The sequence below is a fragment of the Leptotrichia shahii genome (assembly GCF_008327825.1).
GTDB classification, from domain to species: Bacteria; Fusobacteriota; Fusobacteriia; order Fusobacteriales; family Leptotrichiaceae; genus Leptotrichia; species Leptotrichia shahii.
Genome location: NZ_AP019827.1, coordinates 1,525,871 through 1,545,629 on the forward strand (window position 1 = coordinate 1,525,871; position 19,759 = coordinate 1,545,629).

At 28.9% G+C, this 19,759-nt stretch carries 19 protein-coding genes; 10 read left to right on the forward strand and 9 right to left on the reverse strand.

Features of this window, described 5'->3' with window-relative positions; all coding sequences use genetic code 11:
- Nucleotides 1-21: 21 nt before the first annotated feature.
- From rpsD to F1564_RS07075, 7 genes are all read left to right on the forward strand, one after another.
- A complete protein-coding gene (gene rpsD / locus F1564_RS07045; protein WP_018451246.1) occupies nt 22-609 on the forward strand; it encodes a 30S ribosomal protein S4 in 588 nt (195 codons plus the stop codon).
- Nucleotides 610-639: 30 nt separating this feature from the next.
- Nucleotides 640-1,614, forward strand: coding sequence for a DNA-directed RNA polymerase subunit alpha (locus tag F1564_RS07050; protein WP_018451245.1), 975 nt, complete (start codon nt 640-642; stop codon nt 1,612-1,614).
- A gap of 53 nt (nt 1,615-1,667) precedes the next feature.
- Nucleotides 1,668-2,042 carry a 50S ribosomal protein L17 gene (gene rplQ, locus F1564_RS07055; protein WP_018451244.1) on the forward strand — a complete coding sequence of 125 codons (375 nt, stop codon included), beginning with the start codon at nt 1,668-1,670 and terminating at the stop codon, nt 2,040-2,042.
- A 390-nt stretch (nt 2,043-2,432) separates the two neighbouring features.
- A complete protein-coding gene (locus F1564_RS07060) occupies nt 2,433-3,959 on the forward strand; it encodes a subtype B tannase (RefSeq protein ID WP_408610468.1) in 1,527 nt (508 codons plus the stop codon).
- A 1-nt stretch (nt 3,960) separates the two neighbouring features.
- Entirely contained in the window at nt 3,961-5,772 is a 1,812-nt protein-coding gene (locus tag F1564_RS07065) for a sensor histidine kinase (protein WP_018451242.1), read from the forward strand.
- Between the two features lie 412 nt (nt 5,773-6,184).
- On the forward strand, nt 6,185-6,601 hold the full coding sequence (locus tag F1564_RS07070) for a Fur family transcriptional regulator (RefSeq protein ID WP_018451241.1): 417 nt from the start codon (nt 6,185-6,187) through the stop codon (nt 6,599-6,601).
- 30 nt (nt 6,602-6,631) lie between these two features.
- Nucleotides 6,632-7,129 (forward strand): ferritin, encoded by a 498-nt coding sequence (locus F1564_RS07075; RefSeq protein ID WP_018451240.1) that lies wholly within the window; start codon nt 6,632-6,634, stop codon nt 7,127-7,129.
- Nucleotides 7,130-7,345: 216 nt separating this feature from the next.
- Here the strand turns inward: F1564_RS07075 and nadR are convergent, their stop codons facing one another.
- The 6 genes from nadR to F1564_RS07105 form a co-directional block, all read right to left on the reverse strand.
- The gene (gene nadR / locus F1564_RS07080; protein WP_332103013.1) at nt 7,346-8,518 is read right to left on the reverse strand and encodes a multifunctional transcriptional regulator/nicotinamide-nucleotide adenylyltransferase/ribosylnicotinamide kinase NadR; all 1,173 of its coding nucleotides are present in this window, start codon (nt 8,516-8,518) and stop codon (nt 7,346-7,348) included.
- A 187-nt stretch (nt 8,519-8,705) separates the two neighbouring features.
- Nucleotides 8,706-9,125, reverse strand: coding sequence for a transcription antitermination factor NusB (gene nusB, locus F1564_RS07085; RefSeq protein WP_018451238.1), 420 nt, complete (start codon nt 9,123-9,125; stop codon nt 8,706-8,708).
- Nucleotides 9,125-9,838, reverse strand: coding sequence for an alkaline shock response membrane anchor protein AmaP (amaP, locus tag F1564_RS07090; protein ID WP_018451237.1), 714 nt, complete (start codon nt 9,836-9,838; stop codon nt 9,125-9,127). Before amaP ends, nusB begins: the two co-directional genes overlap by 1 nt.
- A 139-nt stretch (nt 9,839-9,977) precedes the next feature.
- Nucleotides 9,978-10,373 carry an Asp23/Gls24 family envelope stress response protein gene (locus F1564_RS07095; RefSeq protein WP_018451236.1) on the reverse strand — a complete coding sequence of 132 codons (396 nt, stop codon included), beginning with the start codon at nt 10,371-10,373 and terminating at the stop codon, nt 9,978-9,980.
- 71 nt (nt 10,374-10,444) lie between these two features.
- Complete coding sequence (gene accC / locus F1564_RS07100; RefSeq protein WP_018451235.1) at nt 10,445-11,800, reverse strand: acetyl-CoA carboxylase biotin carboxylase subunit; 1,356 nt, start codon at nt 11,798-11,800, stop codon at nt 10,445-10,447.
- A gap of 83 nt (nt 11,801-11,883) precedes the next feature.
- A complete protein-coding gene (locus F1564_RS07105; RefSeq protein ID WP_018451234.1) occupies nt 11,884-12,291 on the reverse strand; it encodes an acetyl-CoA carboxylase biotin carboxyl carrier protein in 408 nt (135 codons plus the stop codon).
- 426 nt (nt 12,292-12,717) lie between these two features.
- Here F1564_RS07105 and coaE point away from each other — a divergent pair, with 426 nt between their 5' ends.
- From coaE to yihA, 3 genes are read left to right on the forward strand one after another with little or no spacing between them, the layout of a single operon-like run.
- Entirely contained in the window at nt 12,718-13,344 is a 627-nt protein-coding gene (coaE, locus tag F1564_RS07110) for a dephospho-CoA kinase (RefSeq protein WP_018451233.1), read from the forward strand.
- A gap of 20 nt (nt 13,345-13,364) precedes the next feature.
- Nucleotides 13,365-14,165 (forward strand): LCP family protein, encoded by an 801-nt coding sequence (locus F1564_RS07115; RefSeq protein WP_018451232.1) that lies wholly within the window; start codon nt 13,365-13,367, stop codon nt 14,163-14,165.
- 15 nt (nt 14,166-14,180) lie between these two features.
- Nucleotides 14,181-14,771 carry a ribosome biogenesis GTP-binding protein YihA/YsxC gene (gene yihA / locus F1564_RS07120; protein ID WP_018451231.1) on the forward strand — a complete coding sequence of 197 codons (591 nt, stop codon included), beginning with the start codon at nt 14,181-14,183 and terminating at the stop codon, nt 14,769-14,771.
- A 245-nt stretch (nt 14,772-15,016) separates the two neighbouring features.
- Here the strand turns inward: yihA and F1564_RS07125 are convergent, their stop codons facing one another.
- The 3 genes from F1564_RS07125 to metE form a co-directional block, all read right to left on the reverse strand.
- Nucleotides 15,017-16,537, reverse strand: coding sequence for a YifB family Mg chelatase-like AAA ATPase (locus tag F1564_RS07125; RefSeq protein ID WP_018451230.1), 1,521 nt, complete (start codon nt 16,535-16,537; stop codon nt 15,017-15,019).
- Nucleotides 16,538-16,705: 168 nt separating this feature from the next.
- A complete protein-coding gene (locus tag F1564_RS07130; RefSeq protein WP_018451229.1) occupies nt 16,706-17,143 on the reverse strand; it encodes a Dps family protein in 438 nt (145 codons plus the stop codon).
- A gap of 249 nt (nt 17,144-17,392) precedes the next feature.
- Nucleotides 17,393-19,681, reverse strand: coding sequence for a 5-methyltetrahydropteroyltriglutamate--homocysteine S-methyltransferase (metE, locus tag F1564_RS07135; RefSeq protein WP_018451228.1), 2,289 nt, complete (start codon nt 19,679-19,681; stop codon nt 17,393-17,395).
- Nucleotides 19,682-19,759 lie beyond the last annotated feature (78 nt).

The following is a 19,759-nucleotide window of genomic DNA, read 5'->3' on the forward strand; positions in this document are numbered from 1 at the left end:
AACTAAGGAGGAAAAAGATAAATGGCAAGAGATAGACAGCCTGTGTTAAAAAGATGTAGAAATCTTGGTTTAGATCCTATTGTTTTAGGGGTAAACAAAAAATCAAACAGAAATATTAGACCAAACGCAAATAGAAAATTAACTGAATATGGAACACAACAAAGAGAAAAACAAAAAGTAAAATTTGTTTATGGAGTAATGGAAAAACAATTTTATAAATTATATGAAGAAGCAACAAGAAAAGAAGGAGTAACAGGGGAACTTTTACTTCAATATCTTGAAAGAAGATTAGATAACGTAATTTACAGATTAGGATTTGGTGCTACAAGAAGACAAGCAAGACAAATCGTAAGTCATGGACATATTTTAATTAATGGAAAAAGAGTAAACATTGCATCATACAGAGTAAAACAAGGTGATGTAATTACAGTTAAGGAAGATTCTAAAGAATTAGCTTTAATTAAGGAATCTGTTGGGCAAAAAGCAATTCCAGGGTGGTTATCACTTGAAGAAAATACTTTAAAAGCTCAAGTGCTTGAAAATCCAGGAAGAGACGCTGTTGACTTTGAGGTTGACGAAGCGATGATTATCGAGTTCTACTCTAGATAATAATATTTTAATCAGAGGAGATGAATTAGCTTGTTAAATATTGAAAAAATAGCTAAAAATGTAAGATTAACTGAAGAAAAAGAAGATAATTATACAGCAAAATATACATTAGAGCCTTTATATAGAGGATATGGGAATACTATTGGAAATGCACTTAGAAGAATATTATTATCATCAATTCCAGGAACTGCAATAAAAGGAATTAAGATTGAAGGTGTATTAAATGAATTTTCTACAATTGAAGGTGTAAAAGAAGCAGTTACAGATATTATTTTAAATATAAAAGAAATAGTAGTTGAAGCTGATGAGCCTGGTGAAAAGAAAATGACACTTTCAGTAAAAGGACCAGCTGTAATTACAGCAGCAGATATTCATGTAGAACCTGGCTTAAAAGTTATAAATCCTGAACAGGTTATTATGACAGTAACAACTGATAGACAGATTGACATAGAATTCCTTGTTGATTCTGGAGAAGGATTTGTAGTTTCTGATGAAATTAATACTGATGGATGGCCAATAGGATATTTGGCAGTTGATGCGATTTATACACCTATCAAAAGAGTAAATTATAGTGTTGAAGACACTATGGTTGGACGTGTTACAAATTATGACAAGTTAATTTTAGAAGTTGCAACAGATGGAAGTATCGAAATTAAAGATGCCTTGTCTTATGCGGTAGAATTATTAACTTGGCATTTAGAGCCATTTACAAATATTGGTAACAGTATGAGTAAATACAGAGATAGTGAAGAAGAATTGACAGAAACTGAAGAAGAAAATGAAAATAACATTGAAGATATGAAGATTGAAGAACTTGACTTTACAGTACGTTCTTATAACTGCTTGAAAAAAGCAGGAGTAAATACAATTTCAGACTTAACTTCAATGACTTATAACGAATTATTGAAAATTAAGAATTTAGGGAAAAAATCACTAAATGAAATTATCGATAAAATGAAAGAACTTGGTTACGATTTAGGCGATAATGTAGGTAGCGAAGAGTAATCATAAAAAAATTAAACTAGAATATAGAATAAAATCTTAAACGAGGAGGGAAAATGAATCATAATAAATCATACAGAAAATTAGGTAGAAGAACAGACCATAGATTAGCTATGCTTAAAAATATGACAATTTCTTTAGTGAAACATGAGCAAATTGAAACAACTGTAACTCGTGCTAAAGAATTAAGAAAATTCGCTGAAAAAGCGATTACTTTAGGAAAAAAATATAATAATTCAACTGATACAGCAAGAAGAGTTCATTTAAGAAGACAGGCTTTTGCATTTTTAAGAAATGAAGAAGCAGTTGCTAAAATCTTTAATGAAATTGCACCTAAATATGCTGAAAGAAACGGTGGTTATACAAGAATCATCAAAACAGCTGTTAGACGTGGTGATTCAGCTGAATTGGCAATTATTGAATTAGTATAATAATTATAATAGTTAAAAGGCATAGGTTTTATACTTATGTCCTTTTTTATATTGATTTTTATCTAAAAAGTTGAATAATATTTTATTTAATAGTAGGAAACTTTAGTAAATTGTTAAAAAGCATAAAAAAATAAAAATTAAAAAATCTTGGATTAATAAAATTTATAGAATTTTGTTAATATTAAACTTGTTCAGTAACTATACAAACTTAGAATTTAATAAAATAAATATTTTGAAGCAAGGGGGTCTTGACCCCTTGTAGAGATAGAAAAACTTAGGTTATTGAACATATCTATTTCATAAAAATAAAAGGAGATCAACTATGAAAAAAAATTGATTGTAATGAGTTTATTAATTTCAGTAGCAGTTATGGCCACTGAGATATGTACTATGAAAAGTTTAGATTTTAGCAAAACTCAAAAAAGTGTAGAAAAGAATGAAGATAAAAAACCACAAACAGGAACACCTATGAATAAAAAAGTAATAACCGAAGATATGATAACAAATAAAACAGAAAACGGTTATAATTTAAATTTTGATGTAAATAAAAATTATACGATAAAAACAGCAACTGTTAATGGAAAAACCATTACTTATCGTGCCTATGAAAATATAGTTTATGTAGCAAAACCAGTTGATATTGCATATCAAACTATAAATATCTATATTCCAGAAGAATATTTTAAAAATAAATCAGTTGGAAAATACAATGCAAAAAGTGCACCAATATTTTTCCCAAATACAGTTGGAGGATATATGCCCGGAGCAGCTGGAGTACCTGGAAATGGAAGAGATGGAAAACCTGACGCTTCATTAGTTGCATTATCAAATGGATATGTTGTGGCAAGTCCTGGAGCTAGAGGTAGAACTTTGGAAAAAGATGGGAAATATACAGGAAAGGCACCTGCTGTAATTATAGATTTGAAAGCAGCTGTTAGATATTTGCGTTATAATGATGATAAAATGCCTGGTAGAGCTGACAGAATTATTTCTAATGGGACAAGTGCTGGAGGAGCAGTTTCAGCTCTGTTAGGTGCAACTGGGAATAGCAAGGATTACGAGCCTTATTTGAAGGAAATCGGAGCATTGAAGGCTAGAGATGATATTTATGCTGTATCAGCTTATTGTCCAATAACGAATTTAGAAAATCCAAATACAGCTTATAAGTGGATGTTTAATAATGTGAAAACTTATAAAAAGATAGAAATTTCAATGCTAGATTACAATGTGGAAAGAAAATATACTGAGGGTACGTTGACTGATGATGAAATTTTACGTTCAAATGATTTGAAAAAAATGTTCCCTGATTATGTCAATAGCTTGAAATTAAAGGATAAAAATGGGAAACTTTTGACATTGGATGAGAATGGGAATGGAAGTTTTAAAGAGCAGATTAAGCAATATTATATTGATTCTGCAAATACGGCTTTGAAAAAAGGGACTGATTTGTCAGAGTTTGAATTTTTAACCATAAAAAATGGGAAAGTTGTGGATTTGGATTATGATAAATACATAGCTTATATGGGAAGGCAGAAAACGCCTGGAGCCTTTGATAATGTTGATTTGTCAACAGGAGAAAATAATGAATTTGGAGATGAAACTACAAATAATAAGCATTTTACACAGTATATGCTAGAACATTCGACAGTAAATGGAACAATGGCTGATAAAAAAATTATAAAAATGATGAATCCAATGAACTATATTGGAAGTTCAAAAGTAAAATATTGGAGAATAAGACATGGTGCAATTGATAAAGATACTTCACTTGCAATACCTGCGATACTTGCCATAAAATTGGAAAATCTTGGGAAAAAAGTTGATTTTGCATCACCTTGGGCAACTCCACATTCGGGGGATTATGATTTGACAAAATTGTTTGGCTGGATAGATAAAGTTGTGGCAGAAGGAAGATAATGTGAAATTAAAAAATAGACAGATAAAAGATATGAAATATAGGAATAAAATAGTTGTAAAACTGCTTTCATATTTTGGAGTATCACTTTTTTTATTTTCAGTTGTAGTAGGAAGTATTTTTGGGTATATCTATATTCAAAATACAGTTGCGATGCATAAAAAAAATTTGGAGGAAAGGGCTTATAAAATTTCAGAAACTTTATCTAAAATATGGTTTGAGGATGAAATTAGGAATGAGAAAAGTCCAGATAAAAATTTGTATGCAGGCGGAAAGAGAAGACCTGAAAATCCTGAAGGAGATAGAAATAAATTTCCACATAGGGAAAATACTAAAATTGTGGGAAATATAAAGGGAAAAATTTTTGAAAATAATATTATTGAAGTTATACGAAAAGATGAGGATGAAAGGAAGCCTGAAGAAAAAAATATAATTTTGGAAAAAAATTTAAAAAAAAATGAAAATAACAGAAATGTAAAAGATAGAAAAAATAATATGCCACCTGAAGAAGAATATTTTCATAGGCATAGAATTGTAGATGAAAAAGATAATAATATTAAAATTTTTAGAAGTATGAGAATGATTGAAAATCTTGCAATGGGAGAAGTCTGGATAGTAGATGCGAAAACAGGAAATATTGTTCAAGGAAGAAGTGAAAAAACTCAGTCGCTCTCGTATTTAAAGTTGCCACCAAATGCTGAAAATACTATAAAAAGGGCACTCGCAGGAGAAACAATTACAACAGAAAATTTTAATGATTACTTAAACGAAAATTCAATTACAGTAGCAGTTCCAATAAAAAATAGAGAAACAATTGAAGGGGTGGTACTGCTTCATTCTCCAGTAAAATATATGTCTTCGGCATTAAAAAGTGGTATTTATACACTTGTTTTTAGTATTTTAGCTGCATTAATCCTTGCGGGTATCAGTGCTGTTTGGCTTTCTATCAGCTTTACAAAGCCACTTAACAAGATTAGAAATACTACACTTAAACTGGCACATGGAAATTATGAAGTGACAGTAGATGTGGATCAAGAGGATGAAATCGGAGAACTTGCAAAAAGCATTGATAAACTGGCACTTCAGCTGGATAAAAGCTCCAAGGAAAGTGAACGGTTTGAAAAGATGCGGCAAAATTTTATTGCAAATATTTCTCATGAATTACGAACTCCAATTACTGTGATTCGGGGTTCGATGGAAGCTATTTGTGATGGAATTATTAATAAACCTGAGCAATTAAAAGAATACAATGAGCAGATTTTATCAGACAGTATTCATTTACAAAGGCTAGTTAACGATTTGATTGATTTGACAAAACTTCAGAATACTGATTTTTCTATTAACAAAAGTACAATTGATTTATCTGAAATTGTGAATGATGCGGTTAGAAGCATGAAACAGATTTCAAATAAAAAAAATATAAAAATTAATTTTTTTGAAAATAAAAGCAATCACGAAATGGGAAGTTATCTTTTTACTGGAGATTATCAGAGAATTAGACAAATGATAATAATTATTTTGGATAATGCGATAAAATTTTCAAGCAAGGATCAGAAAATTGATATTTATTTAAGAAAAATAGATGAAAAATATGAACTTAAGATTTGTGATTATGGAAAAGGGATAAATCCTGAAAATATTGGGGAAATTTTTAATCGTTATCATAAGTCAAATACAGAAGAAAATAAAAACGGAATGGGACTAGGGCTTGCAATTGCAAAGGAAATTGCTATACGGCATAATATTGAGATTGCGGCGGAAAGTACGCCTGATGTGCAAACAGTTTTTACTTTTTTGATTCCTTTTAGCGAATGATATTATTTTTGATTTAAATAGAATAGTAGAAAATAAAAAGATTTTTGACGATGGTGTATTTTTTTATTGATAAGCAAATAAATTATTGTTATTATTTTAAGTATTTTTTCATTCAAAAAATAAAGTTATTATAAATTTTTTTCGTAAATGTTCAACATTCTTTATTTAAAAATCTAAAAAAATAAAAATCTAAAAATATTATATTTATTAGTTTTTTAGACTTTTGTAAATTACTATTAATAGATTTTTAGAAAAAGAAATTTAAATGTTAATTTTAAAATAGATTTTATTGTATTGAAAAAATAAACTTTGATAATAAAAATAAAATAAAAGTATTGACAAAATCTAGAAAAAGGTATAAAATTGTAATGGATACAAGGGAAAAGCAAATTAAATAAAAATAGGAGGGAAAATGCATATAGAAAACGTTGGTGAATATTTAAAGAAAAATGGCATTAAGCCATCAATACAAAGAATGAGAATATTTCAATATTTAATGGATAATCATACACATCCAACAGTTGATGATATTTTTCAAAATTTATCTCCTGAAATGCCTACTTTATCCAAAACTACAGTATATAACACATTAAATACATTCGTCAGAAGTAACATTATTCAAGAAATAATAATTGAAGAAAATGAAGTGAGATATGATGTAGTCACGGAAAATCATGGACATTTCAAATGTAAGACTTGTGGAGAGATAGTGGACTTCAATGTAGATTTATCAAAATTTGATTTATCAAAATTGGGTAATGTAGAAATTGATGAAATACACTTTTATATAAAAGGTGTCTGTAAAAAATGTTTAGAAAAACATAATTAGAAATACAAAAAAATAAAGATTGGAGAAAAAATGAAATTAAATAAAGAACTAGAAGCATTATTAAATAACCAAATAAATATGGAGCTTGCAGCTTCTTATCAATATCAAGCAATGGCTGCATATTTTGATGAAAGAGCATTGGAAGGTTTTTCAAAATGGATGAGTGAACAATCAAAAGAAGAAGTTGAACATTCAAATAAATTTTATAACTACGTATTAAAGAGAAATGGAAAAGTAGAATTTTTTGCATTGGATAAACCTAAAATGGATTTTAACTCAATAAAGGAAGTATTTGAAGCTACACTTGCACATGAAGAAGCAGTAACTGCATCAATTGAAAATATTCATAAACTTGCAAGAGAATTGGGAGATTATGGAGCTGAAGTATTTTTAAATGAATTTGCTGAAGAGCAAGAGGAAGAAGAAGAACAAGTTCAAAAAATAATTGACAAAATAGTTTCTTTAGATGTTGACAATAATAGTGCAACGCTTTATCTATTAGATAAAGAAATGGGAACAAGAGAATAAATAATCTTATAATTAAATAAATTATAAAGTGGTTTTTTAAGAATGGCTAGGTATGCACGATTTAGGAGGGCGCAGTAAAAGTATTTAGCTATTTTTTTTTATACATAAAATTTGATTCAAAAAAAGAACCTATTACTGATGTTTTTTATATTTAGTAAACAGGTTTTTCTTTTTTTCTCTTTTTTAATAAAATTTAATACCAATACCAAATTTGAATTATACAAAACTATCTGCAATTTCCTGTAGCTGAAAATTATCAGAACCCTCTAAATAAGCCTTTATAATATGCTTGCAAGCTAAATATCTCTTTTCATAGCTGTTGGATTTTACTGTAATATAAGAGATATTGTATTCCTTGTACAGCTGTTTTAATAAATTTTGAAATTTTTCCCGTCTATCATTGTCCCCAATTGAACGAAGCCCATCATTTACCCATTTTACGTTATTTTCCAGCAAAATTGTCAAATCAAATCTATAATCTTGAACAAATTCACGGACAATTGGATTATCTCGCTTTTCATAAGTTAGGCAAAAGGCGAGGGTAGTAATGTAATCTGTGTCAATTAATGCAAATTTATTGGCATTTCTAGCGGCATGTAGCACATTTGACTGATGACCGAAGACAATTTTTTCATAATCGGAATATTGAAGAGATTCTTCATCGCCACCTAATTTTTCAAATACATATTCACGTCCATATTCCCAAGCTGAAGTTGTATTAAATACATTTGCAAGTTTATCAATCATCACGCTTTTTCCACTGCTTTCACCACCACAAATTGTAATAATTGGAATTAAATGTTCTCTCACTTCACGTGGCAGAAAATCCCAGTATTTACTTGGATTTTCTCGAATCTGCTTGGAATTTACATTATATTCAATATAATTTTTGTCTATAGATCTTGTTTCTGAACCAAAATGCTTTAAATTATATTCTTTATCTTCATTACGGTTACTTATAAAAATAACATCGTTTTTCCAGTCTATTTCTGCTTTGCTTTCAAGTTTCTCTCTTTTTTCAATTTCTCTTCTTAAAGTTTCAGCCCATTCTTCCCAGTTTTCGCCTTGTTGTGAAAAATGATTTTCGTCCATTAAAAAAGATGAAATATTTGGCTGATTTTTAAATGTCTGTTTTACAAAACGTAATCTGTCCTTTGGAGTAATTTCCTTTACAAAGCGGGAATTGGAGGTAAGCAAATCATCAGAATCATCAGAATAAGAGATGACAACATATAATCTTTCTACTATACCGCTGGCTCTCTGAATGAAATTTACATGTCCAATGTGAAGAGGGAAAAATTTCCCAATAATTATTCCTATTTTTTTCATTAATTTGTTTTCCTTTCTATAGCATAATTTTTTGATAATTAATAATTTAACTCTTTTAATATCAAACTGCTAAAATTAAGTATTCTTGATTTTTATTTTTCAGGAGTAATATCATTTATTTTATTAAGGCTGACTGTTAAAGGAATTAAGTATTTATTATAAATAAAAATTTCACTAAATTATTTTAAAAAAAACCTCCATATTCAAAAATATAGAAGTTTTCTATAAACCTATTCTGAAAATGAACTTAGAAGTTACTCTTTCCTTCTTTAATATTTTTTATTAATCTTGCTAAAATCCCATTCAAAAAGTCTTTTGTATCACTGTAGGAATATTTTTTGGAAATTTCTAAAACTTCATTAATTGCAATTTCATATCCTATTTTTTCTATAGTAATTTCATAAAATGATATTTTTAATAAAACTTTTTCAATTGTTCCAAGACGTTCATAAGTCCAGCCTTCCAACACATCTTTAATTCTTTCAATCAAAATATCTTTATTTGCAATTATATCAGTTACGTAACTTCTTAAGAAATCAATTTCGTCTTCTTTTTCTAAATTTTTTTCTTTAATTACATCATTTATCCTTTTTTCAATATTATTATCAATTAACTCATATTCAAAAAGTAGTTTAAATATTTCTTCTCTAATTCCTCTTCGTGTCATTAATTTTCCTTTCCAGATGGGGAAGTTTCAATTTTTGTATTATTATTTCTTTCATTTTCATCATCATTGCTTCTTTTTGCTTCAATTTCTAATTTTTCCTTTATTTTTTCTTGTTCTTTATTAGATTTCTTTTGAACAGCCGAAGAATCAATGATTTTTTTCTCAACAATTGTTTCGCCTAAAACTTTTTTTAATTTAACTATACTTTTTTTTACAGTAATTCCAGTAGAATGGAAAATGTATTCGGATAATTTGTTTTGAATATCTGCTAATTTTTCATTTAAGTTATCAACGTTATAAGTATCAACAGTAGCTTCGATGACAACTGCTTTTCCTCTTGGATATGATTTTACTTTTGAATTTTTTATAATTTCCAGTCTGCTTAAAAAACTTTTTGATGTTTCATTTATTGTTTTTATAGAAACTTCGATTTCCCCATTTTTATTTTTTACTTTCCTATTTTGAGAATATTTTGTAAGTTTATCAATGTAAGAAAGCAAAAATATGACTAAATAAATTATCGATAACAGTCCGATTAAAATTTTAAAATTTAGACTGTTTAAATCTATTAAACTATCAAGCTGTCCTAAGTAATCAGTTCTAAACAGAGTATCTGATATACTTGAAAATGCAATACCGATAAATCCAAGTACAACAGATAATCTTGCTAAAAATCCCAATATTGCAATCATTAATTTAATATAAACTATCAAAAATACACCATATTTTATTTCATAATATTTACTGTATTATAATTTCTAAACAAATCTATTTTTTATTTTAAAATTTAATAACTTGACAAATATTTAAATTAAACTGAATTATGGTGTATTTCTGCCAGTTTCTCCTTTCTTATTCTTCAATTTCTGCTGTTTCTGCTACAGTAGCTGGAACTACATCTTTCTTTTCATCTTTTACAATTTTTTGAATGTATACATTAACTTCCTGAACTTTTAGTCCTGTCATTTCAGTAATTGCTTTTACTACTTTTGTTTGGATTTCCCCAGCTAATGCTGGCAACTTGTAACCCATTTTTGCTACAATGTAAAGATCTAACGTACATTCAGTTTCTCCAACTTCCACTTCAATTCCTTTTCCACCTGAAGATACATTTTGGAAAAACTTAACAATTTCATTTTTTGAAGTTCCACCAACAAGGCTGTTTACTCCTTCGATTTCTGATACTACTGATTCTGCGATTGTTGCTACCACTTCTTGTGATATATTTACATTTCCTAATTCGTTCATTTTGATTCCTCCTAATTTTTATTTTTTATAGATAATAATTAAATTACAAGTTTGTAACTTAATTTTATTTATTATTTTCCAAGCGCTTCCTTGAAATGAGTTTCAATGAAGTTTGTATAGACAGTTCCTTTTTTAAAGTCCTCATTGTTAAGTACTTTTAAATGGAAAGGAATAGTTGTATCCACACCTTCTATAATAAATTCCCTTAAGGCACGCTTCATACGTAAAATAGCTTCTTCACGATCTTTTCCCTTTACAATAAGTTTTGCTATCATTGAATCATAATAAGGCGGGATTTCATAATTTTGATAGGAATGTGAGTCAACTCTTACTCCAATTCCTCCAGATGGAATGTATACTTCTAAAGTTCCTGAAGATGGTAAAAATCCGTTTTCAGAATCTTCTGCATTTATTCTACATTCTATTACATGCCCCTTAATACTAATATCTTTTTGTGAAATACTTAGTTTTTCTCCTGCAGCTACTCTTATTTGTTCTTTTACCAGATCAACTCCAGTAATTTCCTCACTTATTGTATGTTCAACTTGAATTCTTGTATTCATTTCCATAAAATAAAAGTTCATACTTTTATCAACAAGAAATTCCAATGTTCCAACACTGTCATAACCAATACCTTTTGCTAATTTTGCAGCGAATTTCCCCATTTTTTCACGCGTTTTCGCATCAATTCCTGCTGATGGAGATTCTTCGATTAATTTTTGATGCCTTCTTTGAATTGTACAATCTCTTTCACCAAGATGGACAACATTTCCAAATTTATCTCCTATAATTTGAATTTCAACGTGTCTTGGTTCTTCAACATATTTTTCAATATAAACATCTGGATTTCCAAAATTTGCCTTTGCTTCGTTTTGTGCAACAATATAATTTTCAGCTAATTCCTTTTCATCACGTGCAATTCTCATTCCTTTTCCACCACCACCGGCAGTAGCTTTTATCATAACAGGATAAGTTATCCATTCTGCAACTTTTTTTGCTTCTTCCAGAGTTGGTACAATTCCGTCTGATCCCTTTGTTATTGGAACTTTATGTTTGATGGCAGTTTCCCTTGCAGTTGCCTTATCTCCCATCATATTTATTAATTCAGGTTTTGGACCGATAAATACAATTCCATTTTTGTCACATATTTCGGCAAATCTTTGATTTTCAGATAGAAAACCGTATCCTGGATGGATTGCTTCACTTTGTGTAATTTGTGCCGCTGAAATAATATTTGGTATTTTTAAATATGAATCTGCACTACTGGCAGTTCCAATGCAAATAGCCTCATCAGCCAATCTTACGTGAAGTGAATCCTTATCAGCTTCTGAATAAACTGCAACTGTTGCAACTCCCAATTCTCTTGCCGCTCTGATTATCCTAACGGCAATTTCCCCTCTATTTGCTATTAATATTTTTTTAAACATTAATATTCTATCCTCCTAAAAGATTTTCTGTTTCTAAAAAAAATTATTAATTATTTTGAATTTATTTAATCTCCAAATTAATTTTAACTAACTTCAATTTTAAATAATTCCTTTGCAAAATCAACTGCTGAACCATCTGCTACAAGTACTTCCTTTAAAATCCCGTTTACAGTAGCTTTTACATCATTATCAATTCCCATTGTAGTAATCTTAGCAAGAATTTGTCCTTTTTTAACTAAAGTGCCAGTTTTTGAACTTATTAGCCTTATTTTACCAACATTGCTTGATTTAACAATTTCTTCCGCTGGCAATGCAACTTTAGCAGTTTTTTTCTTTTCTGTAATTTTAGGTGATGCTGTTACAGTATTTACAATTTTTGTATTTTCAGAATTTGTTAAAGTAAGTTTTATTTTTCCATATCTTACTTTTAGTTCTGCTATATCTTCTTTTTTCAGAACTTTCATTAATTCTTGAATATCCTTAAGTTCCATAGTACCTCCTTATTTTAAATTAAATATTTATTTCCATAAATTTTTTTAGACTTCTATAAATAATTTTACCATATTATACACATTTTTTCAATTTTTTCTTTTTTAAAACCATCAGAAATTTACCAAGATAAATAAAAATTGTTGCAAATAAATGAAAAAAGGTATAAAATATATTCGCATTTTCATTGCAAAGATAAAAACAAAGTTAAAGTTGGATTTATTTGATAATTTAAATTCGTAAATATGGTTATCAAATTATTCTATTTTAATTTTATACTAAGCCCTATTTGAAAAATAGAAATTATATTTTATTTATTTCCTAACAAGGGAGTCTTGACCCCTTATGTACAGAAATTATAACAAAGCTGCTATTTCAATGGGGAACAGTATCAGTTCTGAGAAAAAATACCAGAAAGGAAAATAAAAATGGTTATTGGACTTACAGGCGGAATTGGAACAGGGAAGAGTACTGTTAGCCAAATTTTGAGGAATAAAGGATTTTCTGTAATTGATCTGGATGTGATTTCACATAAAGTTATTGAGTTTCCGTCAGTTGTAGAAAAAATCGTAAGAAATTTTGGAAAAGAAGTTTTAGAAAATAATAATGATGGAAATCGTACTGTTTCACGTGAAAAGTTGGGGAAAATTATTTTTTCCGATAGGGAAAAAAGATTTACTTTAAATTCTATTATGCATCCTGAAATTTTACGAATTATGCATAAAAAAATTTTGGAATGTGAATCAAAAAATGAAAAAGAAAATAAAATTATTTTTGTAGAGATTCAGTTACTTTTTGAAGTTCAATGGGAAAAGGAATTTGATTATATTTTGCTTGTTGCTGCGAAAAGGGATATTCAGGTTAGGCGTGTTTTGGAAAGGGATAAACGAAGTGAAAAAGAGGCTTGGGATATTATAAATTCGCAGATGTCCTTGGATGAAAAAAGGGGAAAAAGTGATTTTGTCATTGAAAATGATGGAAATATAGATGATTTAAATAGAAAAGTTGATAAATTTTTAAAAATTTTAGAACAACAGCAATTTCAAAAAAATTAAAATATACGAGAGGTAAAAAAATGAAAAAAATATTTTTAATATTGGGAATATTTCTAATAGTATTTATTGTATGGCTTTCTATACCATTCAATATTCTTGTAATAGGAGTTGATGCTTATGCCAACCAGCCTACAGAAGGATCTCGAAGTGATGGACTTATTGTTATAAGAGTTGTTCCATATTTGGCACAAGTAAAAATGATTTCAATTCCACGTGATACTTATGCAGAAATTCCGTGTGAAAATTATAAGCAGGATAAAATTACGCATTCACACCATTTTGGAGGAGTTCAATGTACGATTGACGCTGTAGAAAATTTACTTGATACAAAAATTAATTATCACGTAAGATTCAGATTTGAAGATGTCATGAATATAACAACTTTAATTGGCGGAGTTGACGTTGTTTCAAATCATACGTTTAACCAAGACTATTTTGATCAGGAAGTATTTCACTTTAATCAAGGGCAAGTCTATAATTTACAAGGAAGAATGGCACTTGCATATACAAGACATAGAAAAAGTGACACAGCTTTTAAACGAGATGAACGTCAAAGACAGGTCATTCAAGGAATTGCTAAAAAGTTAGTTGCTCCATCTGGATGGAAATATGTACCACAAGTATACAATTATTCAAAGCAGCATATGGATATTGCAGTAAATCCGATTAAAGCATTGTCAGTATTGCCCGCATTTCTTATGCATCAGTCAAATATTAATCAGTATGAAATTACTGGAGATGGAAAAATGATAAATGGAATTTGGTATTTTATGCCTGATGAAGCATCATTGGAACAAGCAAGGGAAGAATTTAAAAATTAAAAAAAGAGGTGAAATATGGAAATAAATAGGTCAGAATTTGTAAAATCAGCAGTTGTAGAAAAGGACTATCCAAAATTTAACAATGTTGTGGAATTTTCATTCATTGGAAGATCAAATGTCGGGAAATCTTCGCTTATAAATTCTCTTACAAAGAGAAAAAATCTTGCAAGAACAAGTAAAACTCCAGGAAGAACACAGCTTATAAATTATTTTTTAATAAATAATGCAATTCATTTTGTGGATTTACCAGGATATGGATTTGCAAAAGTTCCTGATTCAGTAAAGAAAAACTGGGGTAAAACAATTGAAAGCTATCTTGTGTCGGATCGTGAAAAAGTTGTATTTCTTTTGCTGGATTTGCGTAGAATTCCATCGGTTGAGGATATGGAAATGTTAAAGTGGCTGGAACATTTTGGAATTGAATATTATATAATTTTTACAAAGGCTGATAAATTGTCTAATAATGAAAAGTTTAAGCAATTAAAGGAAATTAAGAAAAAACTTGTGTTTAAAAATGAAGATGTATTTTTTTATTCTTCCTTAAAAAATACTGGAAGAAAAGAATTGCTTGATTTTATCGGAGAAAAAATTAATCAAAAAAAATAAGAGTCTTTATTAATTTTCATCTAAATTCTAAATTAGAATTAAGTAAAAATTATTTTAACAAAGGGCAAAGCCCCTTGTGATTAAATAAGTCAATAAAGCAACAATTACAAATTATTTTTTTAAGGGATTTTAAGTCCCTTATTTTTATTATTAAATAATTTGTATTTGTATTTATATCATTTTCCAGCTAAATATCAAATTTATTTTTAGCAAGTGATTAAAACTCCATGTAATCAAACAAAAGATTATTGTTTTTTTCTGTAATTTAACGCTTCTAGTAAATGCTCTTTTTTTATATGTTCTTGTCCATCTAAATCTGCTATTGTTCTTGAAATTTTTAATATTTTGTCAAACATTCTGACTGATAATCTTAGATTGTCGATAGCAGCCTTCATAATTTCTTGGCTTTCCTCGTCAATTTTACAATATTTGTTTAATTGCTTCTTGTTCATATCTCTGTTTAGTGTATTTGAATTAAATCGCTGTTTTTGAATTTCTCTGGCTTTTATTACTCTTTCCTGAATGTCTTTTGACTTTTCCGAAAGAGATTCGTCAAAAATTTCATCTTTTTTTAATTGGTGCATTTCAACATAAAGGTCCATTCGATCAAGAAGAGGTCCAGAAAATTTTTTTTGATAACGTTTTATTTCCTTTAAACTGTCATTACACAATGGATTATCAGGGAAATAACCACTTGGAGTCGGATTTGAAGCTGTTATTGTAATATTTTTTACAGGATAAGTCACACTGAAATTTGCTCTTGAAATAACGATTTTTCCATCCTCTAAAGGCTGACGTAGTGCTTCTAATGTTTTCCCCTCAAATTCTCCAATTTCATCTAGAAAAAATACTCCGTTTAGTGCTAATGTTATTTCTCCAACTCTGTTTGCACCGCCTACAAGTGCTACTTGCGTTGCTGAATAATGGGGTGCTCTGAACGGTCTTTTGCGAATTATTGGCTCTTTTTGGCTGAGCATTCCTGAGATGCTGTAAATTTTGGTTGTTTCTATTATTTCTTCTTCAGGCATGTCAGGCAAAATTGTATTAAATCTTTTGGCAAGCATTGACTTACCTGAACCTGGATCACCTATTAAAAATACATTATGTCCGCCAGCAGCTGCGATTTCTAAAGCTCTTTTTGCAATAAGCTGCCCTTTTACATCAGAAAAATCAATGGTTTCTTCTAGTTTTTTATCTTCAATTCTTGAAGTATCCATTTCAAGGGCTTTTTTGCATAAAGTTTCTACATCAGTCTTTCCATCTAGAAAGTCCAAAAGTTCACTAATTTCATCAACTGGGATAATTTCTACCCCTGAAATCAGCTTTGCTTCGTTATAATTTTCCATTGGAACGATAACCCCTTTAAAATCGGTTTCCTTTGCTAAAATTGTAGCATTTATCGCTCCATTTATTGATTTTATTTTTCCATTTAAGGAAATCTCTCCTAAAATTAAGTATTTTTTTAATACTTCTATATTTGAAATATGTCCTGTATTGGCAAGGATGCCTAAAAATATACTTAAATCAAAATGACTTCCTTTTTTCCTAATATTTGCAGGTGATAAATTTACCAGCACACGCCTAACTGGAAATTCAAACCCAACATTTTTAAAGCAGCTCCTAATTCGTTCCTTACTTTCTGAAATAGCTTGATCCCCCATTCCAACTATATTGAAAATAGGCAGTCCTCTGGAAAGATCAACTTCCACTTCTACAACGTAAGTATCAACTCCCAAGTAACTGCAGCTAAATAAACTTATTGCCATAATCCCCACCTTTTTAATTTTTAATTAATAATTAATTATATCATTTTTTAATAAAAATTGCAATAAGAAAACAAAAAAAGAGAAAATCTATAAAAAGACTTTCCCTTTAAAGTATATACAATAGGCAATTTTAATAATTTTTTACAATTTTGTCTATTCTTAAAAAATTTATTTTAAGTATGCGTTTAGCATCCATAAATTTTTTTCATAAGAGCTGATATATTCATCAACCATTGCAGATGTTCCGTAATCGTTTTCTGCATCTGCAGTTTCCTTTACTTCTTTTACTAATTTTAACATTGCTTCAAATTCTTTTTTTACGTCAGCAACTGCATCAGCAATAGAAATTTCTTTATTTTCAGCTTCTTTAATAGTAGAAACTGCTAAATAATCTTTTAATGTTCCTAGAGGACGACCACCGATTGAAAGTATTCTTTCAGCTACATCATCAATTTGTTCATTTAATGCATCATAGTACTCTTCCAATTTAGCATGAACAGAAAAGAATCCTGTACCAACGATATTCCAATGATAATTTTGAACTTTTCTGTAAAGTACATTTAAGTTTGCTAAATAAAGATTTAATTTTTCAACTGTTTTTGACATATTTATCACTCCCTAAATTATAATTTATTTATATCTTTATCATTTACAAATTTATTATATCAAAAACAAGTCAAATTGTCAACAATTTTTGTAATGATTATAAAATTATATTAATTTTAAATATTTGAATAAATATTCTTTATGATATTAACGTTTAAAATATTTTAAAATAAAACCTTACCTTTTGTTAAACAGTAATTGCTTTAGTAATTTAATCACAAGTCTATAAAACTATATTTAATAATACTTTTACAATCTATCTTTCACAATTTCTGTAGCTTTCACAAGATTTTCCAAACTTTTTACAGTTTCTGTAATTCCTCTTGTCTTTAATCCACAATCTGGATTTACCCATAATTTTTCTTTCCCAATTTTTTTAACCATTATTTCTAAAGCTGCTACAATTTCTTCAACTGAAGGTACTCTAGGAGAATGAATATCATAAACTCCTGGACCTACCTCTGTTTCAAAATTATTTTCTTTCAAGAAATCAAGAATTGTCAATTTTGATCTTGAGGCTTCAAATGTTATGACATCGGCATCCATATTGTCAATATCTTTTATTATGTCTTCAAACTGGCTGTAGCACATATGTGTATGAATCTGTGTATCCACTTTTACTCCGCTGTGGCAAAGTCTAAACGCTTTCAATCCCCAGTCAAGATATTCCTTATGCCAGTCTTCTTTTCTCAAAGGTAATTTTTCCCTAAGTGCAGCTTCATCTATCTGAATTATTTTTATTCCTGCTTTTTCTAAATCCAATACTTCTTCTCGTATAGCAAGTCCAATTTGAAATGCCATTTCACTTAATGATACATCTTCTCTTGGAAACGACCAGTTCAATATTGTTACAGGCCCTGTAAGCATTCCTTTAACAGGCTTTTCAGTTAATTTTTGAGCATATTCAGAATACAAGACTGAAATTGGTTTTATTCTTTTTACATCTCCAAAAATTATTGGCGGTTTTACACATCTTGTTCCATAAGACTGAACCCAAGCTTTTTCTGTAAACACATATCCTGCTAGATTTTCTCCAAAAAATTCAACCATGTCATTTCTTTCATATTCTCCATGTACAAGCACATCAATCCCTATTTCTTCCTGTAATTCAATACATTCTTTTATGAAACTGAATACATTTTTATCATATTCTTCCCTATTAATTTCGCCTTTTCTAAATTTACTTCTGTTCAGCTTCACTTCCTTCGTCTGTGGAAAAGATCCTATTGTAGTTGTTGCAAGTAAAGGAATATTCAACTTTTCTCTCTGTATTCTCTGTCTTTCCTTTCTTGTACCTTTTCTTACAAAATCATTATCTTTCAATTTTTCAACTTTATCTCTAACTTTCTTGTCTTCCATACCTCTTTCAGAAGTTATGATTTCCTGATTTCTTATATAAAATTCATTTTCCTGTGCTTTTTCCAAAGAATTTTCTAATAAAATTTGACTTAATTCATCTAATTCCCTCAATTCTCCTAATTTTTCTTCAGCAAAAGAAAAATGTTTCAGTATATTTTCTGATAATTTTTTTTCATTTCTCAAAGTATAAGGTACATGAAGCAATGAACAGGAAGTTGTCACTACTATGTTTTCAGCTTTTCCCTTTAAGTTATTCAGAATATTTAAAACTTTTCTGTAATCGCATTTCCAAATATTTTTCCCATTTACAACTCCTGCAAATAAAACTTTATCTTTTGGAAATCCGTTTTCATCTATTAATTTTTCAGTTTTTCTTCCTTCAATGAAATCAAGCCCTATTCCATCAAAATCAAGTCCCGTTATTGTTCCATAGCAATCCCTCACATCTCCAAAATATGTCTGAAGTAACACTTTTACATTTTTCTTATTTTTTAAAATCTCTGTATAAATTTTTTTAAACAGCTTTACATCTTCCTCTGTCTGATCTGTTACTAACTGCGGCTCTTCAATTTGAATCCATTCTACAGTTTTTTCATTACATTTTTCCAATAGTTCTACATAGGCATTTACAATATCACCTAAATATTCTTTTTTATCTTTATTTCCAGTTGTTTTAGCCAATTTATAAAATGTAAATGGTCCGATTACTGACGGATGAGTATTCACTCCTAATTTCTCAGCTTCCTCAAGTTCATTAAATATTTTATCTGAATTTAACTTAATTTCTATATAATCATCCAGTTCAGGCACCATATAATGATAATTTGTGTTATACCATTTTCTCATTGAAAGAGCCTTTACATCTCCTTTTTCCCCTTGATAACCTCTAGCAATTGCAAAATATGTATTCAGTTCATTTAACCCTAAATCTCTATAATGCTTTGGAATTGCATTTAATAAAATTATTGTGTCCAGTATTCCGTCATAAAATGAAAATGTATTTCCCGGAATAAATGAAATCTTTTCTTCCTTTTGTTTTAGCCATTGATTTTTTCTAATCTCTTCCGCTATTTCCAAAAGTTCATTCTCTGTAATTTCATTTCTCCAATATTTTTCTATTGCAAATTTTAATTCTCTATTTTCCCCAATTCTAGGGTATCCAACAATTGCTGTTTTCATAATCTCATCTCCTTTATTATAGTAATATCTGTCCTTTTCAAAAGTTTATAAAATTATATCAGCATAACACCTTTCAAT

Coding starts and splice junctions, on each gene's coding strand:
- metE (WP_018451228.1), bottom strand. CDS start 19,681: ATGAAAACAGCAATTGTTGGATACCCTAGAATTGGGGAAAATAGAGAA.
- F1564_RS07125 (WP_018451230.1), bottom strand. CDS start 16,537: ATGGCAATAAGTTTATTTAGCTGCAGTTACTTGGGAGTTGATACTTAC.
- F1564_RS07070 (WP_018451241.1), top strand. CDS start 6,185: ATGCATATAGAAAACGTTGGTGAATATTTAAAGAAAAATGGCATTAAG.
- rplQ (WP_018451244.1), top strand. CDS start 1,668: ATGAATCATAATAAATCATACAGAAAATTAGGTAGAAGAACAGACCAT.
- F1564_RS07075 (WP_018451240.1), top strand. CDS start 6,632: ATGAAATTAAATAAAGAACTAGAAGCATTATTAAATAACCAAATAAAT.
- coaE (WP_018451233.1), top strand. CDS start 12,718: ATGGTTATTGGACTTACAGGCGGAATTGGAACAGGGAAGAGTACTGTT.
- F1564_RS07060 (WP_408610468.1), top strand. CDS start 2,433: ATGAAAAGTTTAGATTTTAGCAAAACTCAAAAAAGTGTAGAAAAGAAT.
- nusB (WP_018451238.1), bottom strand. CDS start 9,125: ATGACACGAAGAGGAATTAGAGAAGAAATATTTAAACTACTTTTTGAA.
- F1564_RS07130 (WP_018451229.1), bottom strand. CDS start 17,143: ATGTCAAAAACAGTTGAAAAATTAAATCTTTATTTAGCAAACTTAAAT.
- F1564_RS07115 (WP_018451232.1), top strand. CDS start 13,365: ATGAAAAAAATATTTTTAATATTGGGAATATTTCTAATAGTATTTATT.
- rpsD (WP_018451246.1), top strand. CDS start 22: ATGGCAAGAGATAGACAGCCTGTGTTAAAAAGATGTAGAAATCTTGGT.
- accC (WP_018451235.1), bottom strand. CDS start 11,800: ATGTTTAAAAAAATATTAATAGCAAATAGAGGGGAAATTGCCGTTAGG.
- F1564_RS07095 (WP_018451236.1), bottom strand. CDS start 10,373: ATGAACGAATTAGGAAATGTAAATATATCACAAGAAGTGGTAGCAACA.
- yihA (WP_018451231.1), top strand. CDS start 14,181: ATGGAAATAAATAGGTCAGAATTTGTAAAATCAGCAGTTGTAGAAAAG.
- F1564_RS07105 (WP_018451234.1), bottom strand. CDS start 12,291: ATGGAACTTAAGGATATTCAAGAATTAATGAAAGTTCTGAAAAAAGAA.